This window comes from Kitasatospora sp. GAS204B (assembly GCF_029892155.1).
Lineage (GTDB): Bacteria > Actinomycetota > Actinomycetes > Streptomycetales > Streptomycetaceae > Kitasatospora.
Genome location: NZ_JARZAG010000008.1, coordinates 250,594 through 265,254, shown reverse-complemented (window position 1 = coordinate 265,254; position 14,661 = coordinate 250,594). Strand labels below are relative to the sequence as shown.

15 protein-coding genes are annotated in these 14,661 nt (G+C 69.5%); 4 read left to right on the top strand and 11 right to left on the bottom strand.

The genetic code is table 11. The features are described 5' to 3' along the window. Positions 1–199: 199 nt before the first annotated feature. The 3 genes from P3T41_RS14125 to P3T41_RS14115 form a co-directional block, all read right to left on the bottom strand. Entirely contained in the window at positions 200–442 is a 243-nt protein-coding gene (locus tag P3T41_RS14125; protein ID WP_280690156.1) for a hypothetical protein, read from the bottom strand. Next, positions 439–1,533 (bottom strand): terpene synthase family protein, encoded by a 1,095-nt coding sequence (locus P3T41_RS14120; RefSeq protein WP_280690155.1) that lies wholly within the window; start codon positions 1,531–1,533, stop codon positions 439–441. Before P3T41_RS14120 ends, P3T41_RS14125 begins: the two co-directional genes overlap by 4 nt. Before the next feature lie 80 nt (positions 1,534–1,613). Next, positions 1,614–1,922: a hypothetical protein gene (locus P3T41_RS14115; protein WP_280690154.1), complete on the bottom strand. Its 309-nt coding sequence runs from the start codon at positions 1,920–1,922 to the stop codon at positions 1,614–1,616. 570 nt (positions 1,923–2,492) lie between these two features. Here P3T41_RS14115 and P3T41_RS14110 point away from each other — a divergent pair. Next, a complete protein-coding gene (locus tag P3T41_RS14110) occupies positions 2,493–3,440 on the top strand; it encodes a hypothetical protein (protein ID WP_280690153.1) in 948 nt (315 codons plus the stop codon). On the opposite strand, the gene P3T41_RS14105 is transcribed toward P3T41_RS14110, so the two are convergent. Then, positions 3,437–3,967 (bottom strand): NUDIX domain-containing protein, encoded by a 531-nt coding sequence (locus P3T41_RS14105; RefSeq protein ID WP_280690152.1) that lies wholly within the window; start codon positions 3,965–3,967, stop codon positions 3,437–3,439. The two genes, P3T41_RS14110 and P3T41_RS14105, sit on opposite strands and share 4 nt — an antisense overlap. Positions 3,968–4,050: 83 nt before the next feature. After that, positions 4,051–4,419 carry a divalent cation tolerance protein CutA gene (cutA, locus tag P3T41_RS14100; RefSeq protein WP_280690151.1) on the bottom strand — a complete coding sequence of 123 codons (369 nt, stop codon included), beginning with the start codon at positions 4,417–4,419 and terminating at the stop codon, positions 4,051–4,053. A gap of 706 nt (positions 4,420–5,125) precedes the next feature. Between cutA and P3T41_RS14095 the strand changes: the two genes are divergently transcribed. Continuing rightward, on the top strand, positions 5,126–5,671 hold the full coding sequence (locus P3T41_RS14095) for a GNAT family N-acetyltransferase (RefSeq protein ID WP_280690150.1): 546 nt from the start codon (positions 5,126–5,128) through the stop codon (positions 5,669–5,671). Between the two features lie 547 nt (positions 5,672–6,218). Here P3T41_RS14095 and P3T41_RS14090 read toward each other — a convergent pair. Beyond that, positions 6,219–6,710 (bottom strand): amino acid transporter, encoded by a 492-nt coding sequence (locus P3T41_RS14090; RefSeq protein ID WP_280690201.1) that lies wholly within the window; start codon positions 6,708–6,710, stop codon positions 6,219–6,221. A gap of 242 nt (positions 6,711–6,952) precedes the next feature. Next, positions 6,953–7,531, bottom strand: coding sequence for a dienelactone hydrolase family protein (locus tag P3T41_RS14085; protein ID WP_280690149.1), 579 nt, complete (start codon positions 7,529–7,531; stop codon positions 6,953–6,955). Positions 7,532–7,604: 73 nt separating this feature from the next. Between P3T41_RS14085 and P3T41_RS14080 the strand changes: the two genes are divergently transcribed. Next, a complete protein-coding gene (locus P3T41_RS14080; protein WP_280690148.1) occupies positions 7,605–8,189 on the top strand; it encodes a winged helix-turn-helix domain-containing protein in 585 nt (194 codons plus the stop codon). Positions 8,190–8,385: 196 nt separating this feature from the next. On the opposite strand, the gene P3T41_RS14075 is transcribed toward P3T41_RS14080, so the two are convergent. Beyond that, positions 8,386–8,628 (bottom strand): hypothetical protein, encoded by a 243-nt coding sequence (locus tag P3T41_RS14075; RefSeq protein ID WP_280690147.1) that lies wholly within the window; start codon positions 8,626–8,628, stop codon positions 8,386–8,388. A gap of 162 nt (positions 8,629–8,790) precedes the next feature. Between P3T41_RS14075 and P3T41_RS14070 the strand changes: the two genes are divergently transcribed. Continuing rightward, positions 8,791–9,192, top strand: a complete 402-nt coding sequence (locus P3T41_RS14070; RefSeq protein ID WP_280690146.1) for a hypothetical protein — start codon at positions 8,791–8,793, stop codon at positions 9,190–9,192. 72 nt (positions 9,193–9,264) lie between these two features. On the opposite strand, the gene pip is transcribed toward P3T41_RS14070, so the two are convergent. From pip to P3T41_RS14055, 3 genes are all read right to left on the bottom strand, one after another. Then, entirely contained in the window at positions 9,265–10,224 is a 960-nt protein-coding gene (gene pip / locus P3T41_RS14065; protein WP_280690145.1) for a prolyl aminopeptidase, read from the bottom strand. 80 nt (positions 10,225–10,304) lie between these two features. Further along, the gene (locus P3T41_RS14060; RefSeq protein WP_280690144.1) at positions 10,305–13,337 is read right to left on the bottom strand and encodes a glycoside hydrolase family 38 C-terminal domain-containing protein; all 3,033 of its coding nucleotides are present in this window, start codon (positions 13,335–13,337) and stop codon (positions 10,305–10,307) included. 34 nt (positions 13,338–13,371) lie between these two features. Further along, positions 13,372–14,631: a glycosyl hydrolase gene (locus tag P3T41_RS14055; protein WP_280690143.1), complete on the bottom strand. Its 1,260-nt coding sequence runs from the start codon at positions 14,629–14,631 to the stop codon at positions 13,372–13,374. Positions 14,632–14,661: the final 30 nt, after the last annotated feature.

The following is a 14,661-nucleotide window of genomic DNA, read 5'->3' as shown; positions in this document are numbered from 1 at the left end:
AGGGTCACGCGATTTTCGCCGATCGTCTGCCCCGGCGCGCAGGGTTCCCGAGAGCACCTGGGCCGACGACGCACAGGGAGCCACTGCCCGCCCCTGGCCCCGCGGCGAGCACGACGAGCACCACTGACCAGCGATGAGGACGATCGAAGGGCGCAGCCCGGGCCGGCGATCTGGTGCAGCGCAGCTCGAGTGGTCGCGCCTACCCCGGTGATCGAGCGTGACCGGCTGCACGGAGGGAGGCTGGAGGCCGCGCGGGAGTTGCGGCGCTGCGCGGCGGGCCGAGGCCGTCTGCCAGGTGGTCGGTGATCCCCTGGTGCAGGTGCCGCATGTCGGCGAGCAGCGGGTCGAGCACGGTGGCGTCGGATCCTTGCTTCGCTGCGGCGTCCAACTGGCGGCCGAGGGCCTGCAGTTCGGCGAGCGCCGTGGTCTGGTAGGGCGTCATCGGCTCTTCTCCTCGATCAGTGCGGCAGCGGACTGGCGCCCGAGCCGTTGTTCCAGGTCCTCGGCGATCCGGTGGACGAGGCGCATGGTCAGCCCTGCCAGCCGGATCAGTTGTTCGGCTGCGGTCGTTACCCCGTGCTGTTCCAGTTCGGCGGCGGCGGCGATGACTTGTCGCAGGTCCTGCTTCGCGCTGGACGGCTCGAACGGCTGGTGCAGCGTCCAGCCCGGCGCCGGACCCTCGGGTACTGGCGGCTGAGCGATGCTGTCCGCTCGGTATCTGGAGCTGGTGAGTGTCCAGTTGGTGAGCGCCTGCCCGAACTGGTCGAGTGCCAGCGCGAACCGCAGCGTGACCGGGGAGAGCGGCATCGGGTCTTGGGGGTCGCAGGTGCGAACGTCGGCGCGGATGGCGGTCAGGAGGAACCAGAAGCGCGCTTTCTCGGCCGTCAGTTGCTCCCGCACTCGCTGGCGGGCCTGCTCGGCGGACAGCCCGGTGGTGCGGGCCAGGGCGTCTTGCGCGGTGAAGGTGTCCCCCTGGCGGTTGGCCGTGTCGGCCGCGAGGTCGTTGGTGAGGGTGCCGATCGTCGAGAAGCAGCTGAGGAGGGAGTTGACCGGCAGGCTGTTCCAGTCGGGGGTGACGCACTGCAGGGCGAGTTCGGTCCACATCGCGGCGAGCAGCATGCCGCCGTCGATCGGTCGTAGCGTCAGGTACTCCCGTAGCGTCGGTGTGCGGCGCGGGCGGATGTAGCCTTCCAGCTTGTCGGCCGCCGCGTGGATCCACGCGTCCAACTCGGCCGTGTAGCGCGTCCACCAGTCCTCCGGCATCGCCGCCCGGGTCCGCTGGACCAGCTCGGCGAGGGCCCGCGCGGTGGGGTGATCGGCGGGCTCGGTGGGCTCCCCGTCCAGGACATCGAGCAGCCGGTCGACGAGCACTTCGACCGCCGTCGGCTCCGCGTCGCGCAACTCCGTATCGAGCACGTCATCGAGCCGCCACACCAACAGGCCCCAGCACGCGGCCAGTTCCAGCGGCTCGCCGGTCGAGCCCCGCCACCCGGCCAGGAACAGCTTCACGTAGCCGTGATCCAGGTAGCTCATCGGGTCATGGTGCAGAGTGTGCCGCTCCAGGAAGGCATGGGCAGTGCGGTGAAGGCCCGGGTGCCGGGTGTCGGTCTCGATCACGCCGCTACCCCCGCATGCCCCGAGCGGTGCTTGCACTGGCACGGGGTGCAGCGGCGCACGCGCTCGTCTCGCACCACGCCGGCCGCCACCCGGGTCGTCCGCGATTCGCCGAGGTGCGGGGCCGACTCGGCACCGCAGCCGACACAGCCCGAGCGCTGCTGATCATCAGTCAGGACTCCGTCCACAAGCGGCAGCCCGATAGCGGGCTGCGGCAGGGGCTCTGCAAGATCTGCCATGCCCAGAGCGTCGGGCATTTCCACATCGGCGCCAATGGCAGCCTGGTCGTGAAAGCGGCTGTTGTTCATAAGCTGCTCGTGAAGACTCGCCTGCTGTTCATATGCGTCTGTCCAAACCGGCGACGCCTGGCATCCAGTCGGGTCTACCGTGGTCCCATGTCCCGGATCAATCACAGGCTGGTTGTAGCGCACCTGCGACAGCAGGCGGCAGCTGAGGACTGGTCAGCGTGGCGCCTCGCCGCGAGGATCGCACACGAGTGCCAGGTGAGTCTCCTGCAGGCTCAGAGACTGGCTCGGGGTTGGACGTTACGCCAGGCAACCTCGGCGTACGTCGTGGCCGGGGGTCGACTGACAATGCAGCAGCTCTCCGTGTGGGAAGTCGGCCGGGGCCGACCAGGTGATGTGAATCTGGACGGCCTATGTCGTCTGTACGAGACGCGTCCAGACCGGCTCGGTTACGGCCGGGACTACACCCCAGCAGGGCACCAGGGCGACGGAGAGACACCTTCTGCGGTCCCCAGGCGGTCCTCCACTGGTGACGTTCCGAAGGAGATTTCCGATCGGCGCGCAATACTGCGTGGTCTGTTCGCATCGGCGGGAGTTTCGCTTACCGGAACTGCGCTGGATGCCCTCGGCGACGTGCGCAGGTCGCTGACGGATACCCTCGGTGAGAGCCTCAGTGAGACGATGATGGAGCAGTGGGAGCGCTCAGCGGCCGAGCATGGGCATTCGTACCAGATGAGCCCACCGAACCAGCTCCTCGCCGAGAGCGTGCTTGATTTCGTTGAGATCCAGCACCACCTCGCCCGGCGCCAGTCCACCGAGTATCGCCGACGGCTCTGCCACGTAACTGCACAGCTGGCAGGCACCGCGGGTATGGCGCTTGTCGCGCTCGGCGAGCACCGCGAGGCTCGCGCGTGGTTCCGCACTGCACAGTTGGCCGCCGAGGAGACCGGCGACCGCGCTTTGAGAGCGTGGCTCCTCGCTCGGGAAGCTGTGATCCCGTTCTACTTCGGCTCACCACAGGCCGCTGCTGAACTCGCTGAACGGGCCCGGCTGGTGGCCGGGAGCAGTGCGTGCGCCACTGCCGCGTGGGCCCCGGCTCTTGAGGCGCGCTCGCTCGCACGTGTCGGCCGTACTGACGATGCCCGCCAGGCGATGCACATCGCAGAACGCGCGTTCGCCCGCCTGAGTGATGATCAAAAAGCCGACACGGCCTACGGATACACCGAGCGCCAGCTCCGCTGGCACATCGGCAGCATGCACACGGTGCTCGGCGACACCCGGCGCGCCCAGCACGCGCTGGACCAGGCACTGACGATGTACGCCCCGGTCGAGCACCTCGACCGGGCGCTCATCGCGCTTGATCAAGCAGCGGGGCTCATCCGCGTGGGAGAGGTGGCCACGGCTGCGCAGGTGGGCGTTCACACACTGGAATCCCTCCCGACCGCTCACCGAACCGGCATCGTGATCTCCCGCGCACGCGAGGTCGCAGCAGCGATTCCCGCTCGCGCGGCCCGCATGCCACTGGTTGGCGAACTGCGCGATGCAATCACCAACGCAGCCGTGCCCGCACACGCTGGTTAGGGGCGCCGGGCCAGGAGCTGCAGCAGACCGGTAACGGCGACCCCAGCCACGATGTCCCGCTGGTCGATCATGTTCTGGATCCTGTTGAGCGGAATCCACTCGATCCGGTCGGCCTCGTGCGTGTCGACGGGTGGCGCAACGAACACGGCATCACGGGCCAGGAAGACGTGGTGCTCGGCGTTCGACATGCCGCCGACCGGCTGGTTGTATGCCAGCGGCTCGACCGACGCGACGCGCCATCCTGTTTCCTCCTCGACCTCACGGGCGGCGGCGGCCGCCAGCGTCTCGCCGTCCTCGACGATGCCGGAGGGGATCTCCCAGTTCCATGTGTCGGTGGCGAAGCGGTGGCGCCACATCATGAGCACTTCGCCGCGGTTGTTGAGGACCACGGTGGCGGCGACCGGGGCCCACTTCACCAAGTGGTGCTCGTACCGGGGCTGACCCGGAGGCTCGACATCGACCAGGTCCAGCTCAACCCAGGGGCTGGTGTAGACGGTGCGGCTACCGTAAACGGTCCACTTGCTCAACGTACGCCTCTCGCTTGCAGGGCTGACAGCGCGATCTTGCCATGCTCGACTGCCGCCTCTGCGGGGATAGAGGCCGAGCTGTCTCACGGCGCGGCCGACGAGAGGCCGGGCGGCCATGAACGACAAGCCCGCCCTCTCCTATGGCGTGCAGGACAGGAATGGCGGGAATCTTGAGACCTCGTTCGATCTGGCCCAGGTAGTCGGGGGTGATGCCGACGAGGCCGGCGATGACATCCTGTCGTCGGTTGCCGCGGGTTTGACGGTAGTGCCGGCTTGTAGAGCACGCGCCACTCCTCGTCCGCCCGGACGGAACCCTCCCACCAGTACACAGACTTGATCGGACCGTCGATCTGGGCGCAGGCCGCGACCCGCGCGCTCACACCGGCGCGGGCAAGTTCCTCGGCGCGCGCCGCGCTGTCGGTGGTGGTCAGGACAGTGATGTAGCCGGCCATGATGCTCCCTTTGGGGTGACGTCGTTTGAGAGCGTACCCAGCGGGCAATGAGCAGCCTCGGTGAGCAGTTCCACCGATGCCCGGGGACCTGCGCGACGCCATCGCGGAATCCACTGCGCGAGGCCGACGCCGGCGCGTATCGAGTCGTGATCGATTGGTGGTCCTGGTGAGGACCTTGATCCAGATCACTCTCCCGCAGATGGAGGCCGGCGGGGCTGCTGTCTGGGGTTTCGTCGTATCGGGTGGCGATGCCCAGCGGGACTGGTCTCGGTGTCCTGCCCGTTCCGTTCCTCGGGGCTGTCCCCCCTTGGCCCCGGCTCCCGTGGTGGACCCGCTGGGGTACTGCGGGAGGGTCCCGCTTGGCGATCGTCCCGGTGGGTACTGCCTCACGTGCCGATTCCGACGGCTGCTCTGTCTATCGGTTGTTGATCGGTCGTCTACCGGCAACTGACCTACTGAGAGCAAGCGTTCCAGTCGCGGCCTTGGAGGACCATCGTGCTCAGACGGGTAGTTCGAGTAATAGTCGGTGTGGCGGCCTTGATGCTCGGCATCGCGGCCACGCCGACCTACGCGGGTTCAGCCCCGCACACCGCGGTGGAAGCCGCAGGCCAGGCAACCCCCGAGGCTTGCGGCGGCAGCGCATTGAGCTGCTTCTGACAGGCCGCGGTTCCGGTTTCGAGATCCGGTATTGCCAGGGCAGGGATGGATGACCGAGATCGTGACCCGTCGGCTTCGGCTACGGCGGTTCAGCCGTGACGATGCGCCGGCCCTGGCCCGGTACCGCTCCGACCCCTGTGTCGCCCGTTACCAGTCCTGGTGCTCGCCGATCGATCAAGCGGAGGCAGAGGCGATCGTTGCCGGCTACCTCACGGAGAATCCCGACGTGCCCGGCGTCTTCCAGTACGCGATCGAGCTGTACCGGCGGCCCGGCCTGATCGGTGATCTCGCTGTCGCGACGGAGAGCGGCCGTGGTCAGGCAACGGTGGGCATCACGCTGGCCCCCGACACGCATCACCGGGGCTACGCGACCGAAGCGATGACCGCTGTGGCGGACCGCCTCTTCGCCAGGGGCGTGAAACGGATCGCGGCCACCTGTGACGCCCGCAACACGGCGTCCGCGAAGCTCCTCCGACGAGTGGGCTTCGAACAGCAGGGTCGGGAGAACCAGTACGTGGAGCAGCGTGGCATCCGCGCCGATTTTCTGCTGTTCAGGATGTCGAGTGAGCAACTGCGCCGCCCCCACCCCTCATGAACCTGCCGGGAACCAACCGGGTTTCAGCGGCAATCACCAAGCGCACTCACGCGCATTCAACATAGGAGGACACCATGGTGGATCCAGGTCGCGTATCACCCCGTATCGCGCCGGTCGACAAGACCGAGGTCAGCACCGACTCTGTGGACACACCGAGTCAGCCGAATGAGCTGGACGGTTCGGAGGACTCCACGGAGTCCCGCGCTCAGGGCTGGCCGGGCGATGCCAATGCCTGAGGTGATCCAGGTTTAGCGAGCTCGTCCCGCCGGTTCCCCATGGCCGGCGGGACGTTTTCGTTCCAGAAGAAACCCTCGACTGCGCGGGCGACCTCTACCTCAGCGGACTGGCCATCTGATCAACACCCCTCCACGAACGCTACGGGAGCCGACTCCGCTCCGAACCCGGCACGAGGGGGAGGCGCGCCAGGTGGTACGGAGCAAGCGCGGCTGGACTCCCCGCTTGGGGCGCCCGGGTAGATCAACGAGCGTGACCACTTGGCTCCAACAAGCGTGTCACGTAGTCCGGGAACCGCCAGCTCAGAGGGTGGTCAGAAGTGGGTGGCGATGGCGAAGGCCTGTCGGAGTTGTGTCATGTCGTGACGGTCGCGATCCGCCGGTTCGTAGCCCTGGTGGAAGTAGACCTGCTGTTCGGGTGACAGGCAGCCAACGACGGTCCCCCGGATCTTTCCCGTGACAAGGCACGAGGCGGGATAGGTGAATGGGTGCTCGGCGTCGGTAGAGGCCTGGACCGCGGACCCGTCGGCGGCGAAGACCAGCGGGTGCAGATCGATCTCTCGACCGCTTGGGTCGGTGACCACGAACCGCACCGGCCGCCAATCGAGGGTCTCGGCGAAGCCGGCTTCCGCGAGCGCCGCCATCACCGCTGGCTCCTGGTCCTTCCGGTGCATCAGGTCCAGGTCACGGTGCTGGCGAGTCTGCTCACCAATGAGGGCATCGACGCCCCAGCCACCACCGATCCAGATGTCCACCTCCGCCCGCCGCAGCATGGCGAGGATGGCCAGTACGTCGTCTGCTGTCATCACCCGCGGACGCTAACGCCGATCGCCTGGGCGGGCGAGCGGATTTGCTGCCGCCAGCACCGCCGCTCCAGCCCCACCCGGGCAGACGATCAAGACCACAGACTCCCGCCCACGACCAGCGCGAGCACCTCGGAGAGCTGCCACGCCAGCACCCCCGACCAGCACGTTCGAGGATGGCGAAGCCTCCCTGAACTCGGATCACCGGGCCGGCCGGATGAGGATGCCCGCGACGCGGACCCCGCCTACCGCAGGCCGTCGAGGAACCCGATGACACGCCGGGTGAGCAACTCGGCCGCAGCCTGGTCGTACGACGGCAGCGAGGAGTCTGCGAACAGGTGCTGCTTGCCGGGGTAGAGGAACAGTTCGGCGCGCTCAGTGGCGGCGGTCAGCTCCTTGGCGGCGTCGAGGTCGCCCTCGTCGGCGAAGAACGGGTCACCGTCCATCCCGTGCACCTGCACCGGGACGTCGGCCGGCCAGGCCTCGCCGAACTCGGACACCGGGAGGCAGGAGTGGAACAGCAGAGCACCCTTGGTGCCGGCGCGGGTCTGGGCCAGGCGCTGGGCCGGCATGACGCCGAGGGAGAAGCCCGCATAGACCACCTCGCTGCTGAGCGACGCGGCAGCGGCGAGGCCGCGCTCCATGATGGTGCCGAACCCGGTCCGGCTCGCGTAGCCGATGCCCTGCTCCAGGGTGTCGAAGGTGTGCCCCTCATAGAGGTCCGGGACGTGGACGGTGTGGCCTGCCCGGCGGAGCTCGGCCGCGAAGGCCTCGACTCCGGGGGTCAGCCCCTGAGCGTGGTGGAACAGCACAACCTCGGCCATGGCCTGCCCGCTTTCGACTTCGCTGAACGATCCAAATTTCTCGAACAATCGACGATGCTAGTCTCATTCGACCATGTCGAGCAACACTCCGGACTACGACCTCGATGAGACGATCGAGCTCACCAGCGCCGAACAGGTGCGGGCCATCAGTGACCCGCTGCGCACCACCATCCTCGGCCTGCTGCACGAGCGCGCCGCGACCGTCACCGAGCTCGCCGCCGCGGTCAAGCGGCCGAAGAGCACCGTCGCGCATCACGTCGGGGTCCTGGCCAAGGCCGGTCTGCTGCGCGTGGTGCGGACCCGCCGGGTCCGGGCGATCGAGGAGCGCTACTACGGCCGCACCGCGCGGATGTTCTTCGTCGGCCTCGGCCGGCAGACGACCGGCGGCGCGCTGCCGCCGGACTTCAACGATTTCGAGGTGGCGGCGAAGGAATCGGCTGCGGCGTACGAGCTCGGGCAGCTGCGTCAGTTCATCCGGCGGGCCCGGATCTCCGAGGAGCAGGCGGCCGAGTTCTGGGAGCGCATCGAGCAGGTGATCCACGAGTTCGACAAGCTGCCGCGTTCCGGCGAGACGGTCCACGGGTTCGCCGTCGGCGTGTATCCGATCCCCGACTACCCGACCCTGCCGCCGAGCCCGGAAGCCGGAGAACAGGGCTGACGTGTCGGCTCGTCCGCTCCAGCTCGCCCCGGTCCGCGCACCCTTCCCCGCCGGTCGACGCGGCATGGCGTCTCCGGCAGTTGGTGCATCAGCGCGGTTCGCGAGAGATCGACGCGGCACGGGCCGCTGATGTGATCCGTCCGGCAGCCCGCTCACCGGTTCGGGAACGCCGGGGACCGGCCGCACAGGCGGCCGGTCAGCCCGAGGTCACCAGGGTGACCGGCGGGCTCCCGGCGGAGTCGGCGACGCCGCGGGCGAGAACGGCGCTGAGGCTGATGAGCATGCCCTTCTTGCCGTTGACGGTGTCACGGACGAGGTAGGCGCGTTCGCCGAGGTAGGCGAACGTGGTCTTGTCGAAGATCCACTCGTGGCGTAGGCCCAGGTTGTCGGCCCGGGGGTCAGCGGGAGGCGGTGCCCGACCCGAGCACCTCGCCCGCATCCACCCCCCAGTGCGCAGTGTGCAGGCCGGCGGCGTGCGCGGGCGCGATGTCGTCGGGCGAACGCGGTGGACACGTGACGCCGGCGCCGCAGGATGACAGGCCGTCAACCGGCGTTACCCGCCTCCTGCTACGCCGTTGAACAGATCATGAACGCTCGACGCATGACGACTGCCCTTGGTGCCCTGGTTGCCTCCGCCCTCCTGTCGGTGGCTGTACCCGCCTCCAGCCATGCCGCCACGGCTGGCTCGTCCCCGGTGGTCACGACCGGTGCTCGGGCACTGGCGGAGAACCGGAACCCGAAGACGATCAAGCCGGCCGCCTACAACCAGGCTCGGAGCATCCTGGCCAACGCCGGAAGCCAGACCGCGGCCAAGTCGCACCCTGTCCACGGGAAGGCCGACGTGCCGGTCGGCTACGGAACCAGTCTGCTCGCCGCGGCGCGCGACGAGTTCCGGCAGACCGACCGGAACCTTCCGCCGAAGGACAAGAAGTCCGACATGTCGACTCCGCACTACAACGCCATCCACGACGCGGCGAAGGTGATGGGCATCGACCGGTGGTGACCCCGTAGGCATCAGCCCGCGAAGGGGCTCGCCGCAGCGGGCCCCTTCGCAGGCTCAGCCGGATCGCCCGGGTCAGCGGTTCTTGAACTCCTCGATGGCCGCCCGGGAAGCCTCCCGCATCGCCTCGCCTCCGATGTGTCCTGAGTCTTCGAAGATGCGCAGCCGCGCGTCCGGCCACACCTTCGCCAGCTCCCATGCCGTCTCCACCGGGCTGCCCATGTCGTGCCGGCCGTGGACCAGCACCGCCGGGATTCCGGCCAGCTTGTGGGCGTTGCGCAGTAGTTGGTCCTCCTCCAGCCAGGCACCGTTGCTGAAGAAGTGGGCGCAGATCCGGACGAACGCGATCTGCGCGTCGACGTCGCGATCGCTGTACATGCCGGGCGAGCCATTGGGCTCGTTCGAGATGACCGTGTCCTCCCAGGCGAGCCAGTCGGCGGCGGCCTTCGCCCGGACGGCCCGGTCGGGGTTCTCCATCAGCCGTGCGTAGGCCGCGAGCAGGTCGCCGTCCCGTTCGTCCTCGGGGACGCCGTCGCGGAACCGGTCCCAGGCTTCGGGGTAGAACCGCCCGGCTCCCCGGTAGAGCCAGTAGGTCTCGGCGGGGCGGGTCATCGTCACCGCCTGGATGGCGATCTCGCTGACCCGCTCGGGGTGCTGCTGCGCATAGGCCAGGATGAGCGTCGAGCCCCAGGAGGCGCCGTCCAGCAACCACCGCTCGATGCCGAGGTGTTCGCGCAGCTGCTCCATGTCGTCGATCAGGTGCTGCGTGGTGTTCAGACTCATGTCCGCCGCCGGATCGCTGGCGTGCGGGGTGCTGCGACCGCAGTTGCGCTGGTCGAAGCGGATGACGCGGTAGCGCTCGGGGTCCCAGGCCCTGGTCGGCCGCTGCGGGGCGCCCGCCCCCGGGCCGCCGTGGACGTAGAGGGCGGGCTTGCCTCCGGGGTTGCCGAGCTGTTCGTAGTAGACGCGGTTGCCGTCTCCGGTGTCGATAAATCCATGGTCGTATGGACTGGTGGGAGGGTAGAGATCAACCATAACCGTCGATCCTAGGGCGAGATCGTGGTCGAGTCCCCTGATTTTCTCCCAACCTGACGCCTGGACAAGGGCGTTGAGCCTCAACCGCGCACCAGTCGAAGGGTCACCAGCTGGAACGGGCGTAGCGTCAACTCCACCGCGCCTTCGGCGAGTTCTAGATCCCCCTCGCCGAGCGGGCGTTCCAGCAGATCGCAGGCCCGCACGGCGGAGAGCGGGAACGAGGCGCGCAGCGCGGTCCAGGCCCGGCCGCCGTGCGCCTCGTAGAGCCGCACCACCACGTCGCCGCTCGCGTCGTCGGCCAGCTTGACGGCGCTGACCACCACCGCGTCGTTGTCCACGCCGACCAGCGGCGCGACCTCGGCGTCGCCCGGCAGCCGCCGCTCCGGCAGGTTGATGGCGTACCCCTCCCGCACCGCGTCGCCGATCGTCGCGCCCGGCACCAGGGCGTGCCGGAACCGGTGCAGGCCCTGGTCGGTCTGCGGGTCGGGGAAGCGCGGGGCGCGCAGCAGCGAGACGCGGACCGTGGTGGTGGTGCCGTGGTCCGCCGCGCGCACGGTGCGGGTCACGTCGTGGCCGTAGGTGGAGGCGGTGACCAGCGCCACGCCCCAGCCGGGCTCGGCGAAGTGGGTGAAGCGGTGGTTGCAGGCCTCGAACTTGGCCGCCTCCCAGCTGGTGTTGGTGTGGGTGGCGCGGTACTGGTGGCCGAACTGGGTCTCGGCGGCGTACCGCTCGGTGTGCAGGTCGAGCGGGAAGGCGGCCTTGAGGAACTTCTCCGTCTCGTGCCAGTCCACTTCGGTGTCCAGGTCGAGCCGCTTGGCGCCGGCGGTCAGGGTCAGGGTCTGGGTCACCCGCGAGTCGCCGAACGAGCGGGTCACCCGCACCGCCACCGCCTGCGGCTTGTCGGCGGCGATCGCCAGCTCGTCCAGGTCGGTCAGGTCGGTGACGGTGTTGCGGTAGAACTGGTCGACGTCCCAGGCGTCCCACATGTTCGGGAAGTCCGGGTGCAGTTGCAGCAGGTTGGCGGCGGCGCCGGGGGCGATCGTCTCGCGTCGCCCGGCCAGGTCGTAGGCCGAGACGACCAGCCCGCGCCCGTCCACCTCGACCCGCAGCAGCCCGTTCGACAGCACGAACCCGCCCGCCGGCCGCGCGTGCAGCGAGCAGTCACCCGCGGAGTCGACCACCTCCCGGGCACCGCCGGCCGCGATGCCCGAACGCTCGTGCGGTGTCGCGTTGAAGACGACCTCATGACCTGATACACCGTCACCGGCCAGCGCCCGCTGGGCGACCGTGATGATCCCGGTCAGCTCCTCGGCCACCGCCGCGTAGGTCTGCTCGGCCTCCCGGTGCACCCAGGCGATCGAGGAGCCGGGCAGGATGTCGTGGAACTGGTGCAGCAGCACGGTCTTCCAGATCCGGTCCAACTCCTGGTACGGGTAGGCGAATCCGCACCGCACGGCGGCGGTGGCGGCCCACAGCTCGGCCTCCCGCAGCAGGTTCTCGCTGGCCCGGTTGCCCTGCTTGGTCTTCGCCTGGCTGGTCAGCGTGGCGCGGTGCAGCTCCAGGTAGAGCTCGCCGACCCAGACCGGCGGTTCGGGGTACTCGGCCTGTGCCTTGGCGAAGAACTCGGCCGGCTTCTCCCACCGGACGGTGGCCGAGCCCTCCAGGTCCCGCAGCCGGGCCGCCTTGGCGATCATCTCGCGGGTGGTGCCGCCACCGCCGTCGCCCCAGCCGGTCGGCGCCAGCGAGCGGGTGGCTCGGCCCTTGTCCTTGAAGTTGCGGGCGGCGTGCGCGATCTCGCTGCCCTTCATCGAGCAGTTGTAGGTGTCGATCGGCGGGAAGTGGGTGTAGATCCGGCTCCCGTCGATGCCCTCCCACCAGAAGGTGTGGTGCGGGAAGGAGTTGACCTGGCTCCAGGAGATCTTCTGGGTCAGCAGCCACTTCGAGCCGGCCGCCTTGATGATCTGCGGCAGCCCGCCGGTGAAGCCGAAGGTGTCGGGGAGCCAGGCCTCCTCGTTCTCGACGCCGAACTCCTCCAGGAAGAACCGCTTGCCGTGGACGAACTGACGAGCCATCGCCTCCGAGCCCGGCATGTTGGTGTCCGACTCCACCCACATCCCGCCGGCCGGCACGAACCGTCCCTCGGCCACTGCCTGCTTGACCTTCGCGTAGACCTCGGGCCGGTGCTCCTTGATCCAGGCGTACTGCTGGGCCTGGGACATGGTGTAGACGAAGTCCGGCTCGTCCGTGAGCAGCGCGGTCATGTTGGCGGTGGTCCGCGCCACCTTGCGGACCGTCTCGCGCAGCGGCCAGAGCCAGGCCGAGTCGATGTGCGCGTGGCCGACCGCGCTGATCCGGTGCGCGGACGGCACGGCGGGTGCGGCGAGCACCTCGGCGAGCTGCGAACGGGCCGCCGCAGCAGTCGCGTTGACGTCCTGAAGGTCGATGGCGTCCAGCGCGCGTTCGACGGCCCGCAGCAGCTCCCAGCGCCGGGCGCCGTCCACCGGCAGCTCGGCCATCAGCTCGCCCAGCACCTCCAGATCGAGTGCCAGCTGCCAGACGGTCTCGTCGAAGACCACCAACTCCAGCCGGGCCAGCCGGTACTGCGGCTCGCTGCCGGCGGTGGCCTTGTCTCCCAGGCCGGTGGGCAGGAACGGGTGGTAGTCCAGGACCACCGGGTTGGCCGCCGCCTCGACGTGCAACAGCACCGCCTCACCACCCACGGCGGGCGCGGCGACCCGCACCCACTGGTTGTTCGGGTTCAGCCCCTTCACCGGCGTGCCGTCCGGCCGGTAGACCAGGCCCTCGCACTGGAAGCCGGGCATGTTCTTGTCGAAACCCAGGTCGATGATCGCCTCCACGGTGCGCCCGGCCCAGGCGGTCGGCACCGTGCCCGTGACGGTCAGCCAGCTGGTGCTCCAGGGCGCGCCCCAGCGCTCGCCGGCCGCGATCGGGGTGCGCGGCGCGGCCAGACCCTCGGCGACCGGGACCGGCTCGTCGGGCGCGGTCCAGATGCCGACCTCGAGCGGGACGGACTCCGGATGGACCGCGGGGCGGATGCGCTCGTCGAGCACGCGCTTGAGACGGGACTCGACCAGGCTGCGGTCGTCGTGCATGAGGGCTCCCAGGGAAAGGTCGGCTGACGGTGGGTCAGGAGCGGCCGAGGTCCTCGACCGTGACGATTTCGGTGATACCCCGCGCGGCCAGGTGCACGGGGTCCGCCACGCGCTCGGCCAGCAGCGTGGTGGGCCGGGCGCCGTCGGCGGTCAGCCGCATGAAGGCCTCGAAGAAGGCGCCGCCCGGGGCGCAGGTGGACCGCTTGGGCGCCTCGTCCGGCAGCTCGAGGACCAGCGCGGTGCTCCGGGGTGGCGGCGCGCACCAGCCGGCCCGGGCCTCGGCCACCGCCGCGGCCAGCTCCCGACCGGCGGGTTTGGTCTGCTGATCGGTGGTCAGCAGACCAAGGCTGTACTCCAGTTCGGGGAAGTCGGCGAGCGAGCGGTCCACATCGTGCGAGCACCACCAGGTGACGCCCCACAGGTCCGGGCAGTCCAGCGCGGCCGCCACCGTGGTCCGGGTGAACTCGCCGGCCCGTTCGGCGGCGATGTGCGGGGCGGGGGCGCCGACCTCCTGCAGCCAGACCGGGCGGTGCGGGTCGTCGGCCCAGGCCTTGGCGAGCTCGACCAGGTAGGCGGCGTGCTGCCCGGTCGCCACCGAGTCCGCGCCGTAGCGCTGGGCGGTGCCGTTGAACACCCAGGAGTGCACGGCGGTGGCGGCGCCGATCCGGGCCGCCTGGGCCGGGGTGAACGGATGGTCGTCCTGGTACCAGGCCGCGTCGTACTCGGCGTGCAGGTGCAGCCGGCCCGGGGCGCCCTGCTCGCAGGCGGCCAGCAGCCGGCGCAGCCAGGCGGCGGCCTGGTCGGGGGTGATCCGGTCCGGATCGGGGTGCGGGTCGCCGGCGAACTGGTTGATCTCGTTGCCGATGGTCAGCCCGATGAAGTTGTCCCGCTCGGCCAGCGCCGTGGCCAGCGTGCCCAGGTAGGCCGCCTGTCCCTCGACCACCTCGGGGTCGGTGAAGAGGCTGCGCCGGTGCCAGGTGGCCGTCCACGAGGGCAGGAAGTCGAAGCTGGACAGGTGTCCCTGCAGTCCGTCCACCGCGACGGACAGGCCGCGCTCACCGGCCGCGTCCACCAGGGAGACCAACTGCTCGACGGCGCGCGGGCGGATCAGCGTGCGGTTGGGCTGGAAGAGCGGCCAGAGCGGGAAGACCCGCAGGTGGTCCAGGCCGAGGGCGGCGATCGCGTCCAGATCGGCCCGCACCGCGTCCAGGTCGAAGTCCAGCCAGTGGTGGAACCACCCGCGCGAGGGCGTGTAGTTGACGCCGAACCGGGGTCCGGTCAGCTCGTCGGTCATCAAAGACTCCGGTCGTCGTCGGCCAACAGG